The organism is Deltaproteobacteria bacterium (assembly GCA_019309545.1).
Taxonomy (GTDB): Bacteria; Desulfobacterota; Desulfobaccia; order Desulfobaccales; family Desulfobaccaceae; genus Desulfobacca_B.
In genome coordinates, this window is record JAFDGA010000086.1 from 1 (window position 1) to 4,190 (window position 4,190).

Sequence of the window (4,190 nt, forward strand, 5' to 3'; positions counted from 1 at the left end):
CGCAATCGCCCGAAGGCTCTACTTAGAATTTCAACCGTTGTTGCATCCCCGTTTTGAGGAGTTGTGCAAGTACGCAGTCGCAATCGCCCGAAGGCTCTACTTAGAATTTCAACTATAACCTGTGAGGAGCATGTGCAAGCTGCAGCACGGGTCGCAATCGCCCGAAGGCTCTACTTAGAATTTCAACGCTCCCATTTTGTTAGAGGGGTTTTGCACGGTTGAATCTCCTATAATCTATGTCGCAATCGCCCGAAGGCTCTACTTAGAATTTCAACAACGACAGATTTTCTTGCTTCCATGCTTGTTGTGCCTTCGTAGTCGCAATCGCCCGAAGGCTCTACTTAGAATTTCAACCCTGGGCTCTGGGACCCAGAACCGGCCCGGCTCTCTGGACCGGAAAGTGGTAACCTCCGTGGGAATCGGCCTAAGTGACAACATAAGCTCCCTAAATTACGGGTTATCTTTCCGGAAAAAGACAGAAAATCAACCAGTTAACCGAAAACGGTAACCTCCCTCATTTTTGCTCCTCCAGCCCCGGTTCGCTAGACCCTAAAGGATAATAACTTCAGGATCTTGCGTGACCATCCCCTGACCCAGGATTTCGATCCGGGGCACGCAGGCGGCGCACAGGGGATAGAGCCGCAGACTATCCTCCTCCAGATTGAGGTGCCGGGCTACCCGCCGTTTGAGGCGGGCCAGCTCCTCCGGGTCAAGATCAGCCTCAAAGACCGAGAGCTGCACCCGCTCGCCAAAGTCCTGCAGCACCTTGGCCACCTGCAGGCGGCGGCGATCATCTCGGATATCATAGCTTATAGCATAAAACATTTTCTTTTACCAGAAAAAAATATGGCGTTCCCAGGTACAACTTGGGAACGAGTTGTATAATGGGGTTGGGAAAAATCAATTTTCTCCCACCCCTCTCCCCTTTTAGGGGAGAGGGGATTGGGGACTGCCCAGAACTGCTCCCCACATAGAGCGAGGGGATTTGGCCGCGGCCAGTAAGTCGGCATATCCGTCGCTCGGCTCTCAAACCTTCTCTCCGGCCAGGGGCGAGGGGATCCTGGACTTTTTACCGGGTCAGCATTGATAGGGCCGGTAATGTTCTCCGGTCAGAATGGTCAGCCGCAATCTTTCCGCTTGCCGCCGGAAGAGGCGGCGAAAATCGGTCTCGACCCCTGCTGCGGGGCAGCTTAGCGGCCGCGTGACAAATTGCTCATATTCCCGGAAGTAGCGCTTGCGGGGTTCGTCCTGGAGATAAACCCCACCCCCGGTGTGGCGATAAAAATCGGGTTCCTGAAAGACGCGGTTGTTAACGAGATATAAGGTCAGGCGGTCCACCAGAGGAGCGCGGAACTCCTCCAGCAGGTCCGAGGCCAGGGTGGCGTGGCCGAACCGGGGCTGGTGATAGTAGCCCAGATACGGGTCAAAGCCCAGGCCGTCCAGCAGGGAGGCGATCTCATTATAGACCAGGGTATAACCCAGGGAGAGCAGGGCATTCACCGGGTCCGGGGCCGGGTGGCGCCGGCGGCCGGTAAAGGTAAAGGTCTGCCGCACCATCTGGCCCAGGGCTTGATAGTAGAGGCGCGCCGCGGCCCCTTCCAGACCCAGGAGACTTTGCAAGTCGGGCTGCTGGCGGATGCGGTCTCGCAGCGCCGCCAGCTGGGAACTTTCTTTGCTAAAATCGGTCTCCGGATGGTTATGGGCAAACTCCCGCACCAAATCCAGGCTATTGGCCACCTTGGCGGCAACGAGGCTCTGGGCCAGGGAGAGTCCGAAGGCCGGGTCGCTGGCCCGGTCATACTGAGCTTTTCTCAGTTCGATATTCCGGGGGAAGGGCGAGGTGAGCTGGCCCAGCAGCCGCCCGCGGCGGGTAAACAGTGCCAACTCGATGCCGTGCCGCAGGAGCAGCTGCAGGGCCTGCGTGGTGAACTGGACATTGCCGAAGATCAGCACCCCCTCGATTTTGGCGGCGGGAATATCCAGGAGGGTCTGTTCCTCTTCGGTCAGGTAAAGGAAGGCCATGGCGGTACCTTACGGTCGGGCCCGTTTGCCGGCCAGGTAACTCTGGAGGTCAAAGGGCGGCGGCATATAAAGCACCCGTTTCTCTTTTCGGGGGCGGTCAAACGGGGCGAGAATGGAGTCGCCGAGAAAAATGAGGCCCAGATACTTAAAACCCTGCTCGAAGTCGGTGATCTGGGTATCCTTCAGGTCCAGGGCCAGATGCAGGCGGGCCAGAATTTCCTCGGTCAGTTCCAGGGCGTTCTCGGCTTCCGGACAGGAGCGGGTGAGGATGATAAAGTCATCGGCGTACCGCACCAGCTTGTAACCCTGGGCCAGCAGTGACTCATCCAGTTCGTCCAGGAAGAGATTGGCAAGCAAGGGGGAGATGACTGCGCCCTGGGGGATGCCCTTGGCCATCACATAGACTTTTTCGCCATCATAGACCTCGGCCTTGACCCACAGGCGGATCAATTTAAGGATAGCGGGATCAGAGATCAACCGGGCTACTTTGGTAAAGAGCAGGTCGTGGTCAATATTATCAAAGAAGGCGTCGAGGTCGGCGTCCACGACGTAGCGATAGCCTTGCTCCCGGAGTCCCTTGATGCGACAGGCGGCCTGCTTCACCGAACGGCCCTTACGATAGGCAAAGCTGACTTCTTCAAACTGGGCTTCAAAAAGCGGCTCAATGACGTTTAACACCGCGGCCTGGGCCACGCGATCTCGGACCGTAGGCACCGCCAAAGCCCGCGGCGATCCGTCCGGTTTGGCGACCAGGAGGCGGAGCAGGGGGAGGGGAGTATAGCGGTCAGCAGCCAAGTCGTTGGCCAAGGAATTCAGGTTAAAATGCAGTTTCCGCTTGAAGGCGGCGATACTTACCCCGTCCACCCCGGCCATGCCCCGGGAGGCTTCCACCCGGGTGAAGGCGGCATAGAGGTTGGCCAGGTTCGTCAGCTTAGACATCCTGGGGTTGGCCTCCCCGGCCTCTCAGGTACAGGCCCCAATCCAGGCGGCGCCGAGCATTTTCAGCAAGTTTTTGAAACCACATATAATGGTAAGTCATCTGAAGAAAAGAAAAATGGAACCCCCTGATCTCTAACCTTAGATCAATGGGAATCCTCAAAAAACAGATCTGATCAGGCTCAGGAGGCGAGAACTCGGTGATGGCCCTCTCGTAGTTTCTCAAAATTGTCCAGTATGGCGATATTGAGAAGGTGAGAGCTCCGTAATCTGTGCTAATGGTCAGTTCCCGGGTACCCGGCTTTTCTCCAGCTATATGCTTGGGAACAACAGCTCTCAGCCGGGCAGACTCCGGTACAATCAATTTTTGTACTCCCCTGGCGATTAAAAAATCATTGGCTTGAAGGCTAATCGGCCATCGCTCCTTTTCCAGCTTTTTGGATGGGATTCGGCCCGCCAACTGTCGAAATTCCGCATAAAACTGGGCGGCATGGGTAAGCGAGGTTTCGCTGTATTTCTGAATAAGGACGATTAAACATGCTTTGACCAGCTTTTCAATTGTATCCCAACAAAAATGGCCGGGGCCGAAGGCTTTTTCTTTTAAGGGATTTGGCCCCGGCCAGGCGTTAAGGAATTGTTGTTTCAGGTCATCGTTGGCTCTGGAAAAGAGTTCATGGATGGTGCTGGCGGGTTGATAATGTTTATGAGGGAGAAATTTTACCTGGCCTTTAATCGGGTCAACATGGATCGCCAGGGTCAGAGCCAGGTCTCCGGTCTCGGTCTCTTTTTTACTTAGGATAAAGAGGATCGCCACGCTAATAGCGATAAATAAAGCAAGTCCTGTGAACCAGGTTCCTATACACCAAAATCGAAAGTGCCCTCCTTCAGTGGTCAAGGCGTTCAATACAAATGAGGAAAAGATCTCGATAACAAAAGCCAGTGCCACCGCAATCAGGATTACTTCCAAAGACAGACGGCGACGGGCGCGAATCTTTTCCAGGCCGGTGCCGAATTGCGTATTGGGCATATCCCGTATTTCCCGGTGAACGTCAGCTCTTCTAGAAACGATTCCCAGGTATAAAGCTCAGATGAAATCCTGGGGCATAGTCAGGAAGCCCCATCGGCCATTTTCCAGAGGCCAAAATTACCGATCTGGAAGGCTTTGGCTTCCAGGAGCAGACTTCCCGGTTCAAAAAAGACCCCGCAAAATTCCACATGTTGACCGGCGTATT

General features: G+C 55.0%; 4 protein-coding genes and 1 CRISPR repeat array. All 4 genes read right to left on the reverse strand.

Features of this window, described 5'->3' with window-relative positions:
• Positions 1-354: a CRISPR direct-repeat array (repeat unit 35 nt; unit sequence CGCAATCGCCCGAAGGCTCTACTTAGAATTTCAAC).
• 195 nt (positions 355-549) lie between these two features.
• Positions 550-825, reverse strand: a complete 276-nt coding sequence (cas2, locus tag JRG72_11810) for a CRISPR-associated endonuclease Cas2 (GenBank protein MBW2135887.1) — start codon at positions 823-825, stop codon at positions 550-552.
• 252 nt (positions 826-1,077) lie between these two features.
• A complete protein-coding gene (gene cas1, locus JRG72_11815; protein MBW2135888.1) occupies positions 1,078-2,022 on the reverse strand; it encodes a CRISPR-associated endonuclease Cas1 in 945 nt (314 codons plus the stop codon).
• A gap of 9 nt (positions 2,023-2,031) precedes the next feature.
• Positions 2,032-2,961: an RNA-directed DNA polymerase gene (locus JRG72_11820; protein ID MBW2135889.1), complete on the reverse strand. Its 930-nt coding sequence runs from the start codon at positions 2,959-2,961 to the stop codon at positions 2,032-2,034.
• Positions 2,954-3,985 carry a hypothetical protein gene (locus tag JRG72_11825; protein ID MBW2135890.1) on the reverse strand — a complete coding sequence of 344 codons (1,032 nt, stop codon included), beginning with the start codon at positions 3,983-3,985 and terminating at the stop codon, positions 2,954-2,956. Before JRG72_11825 ends, JRG72_11820 begins: the two co-directional genes overlap by 8 nt.
• Positions 3,986-4,190 lie beyond the last annotated feature (205 nt).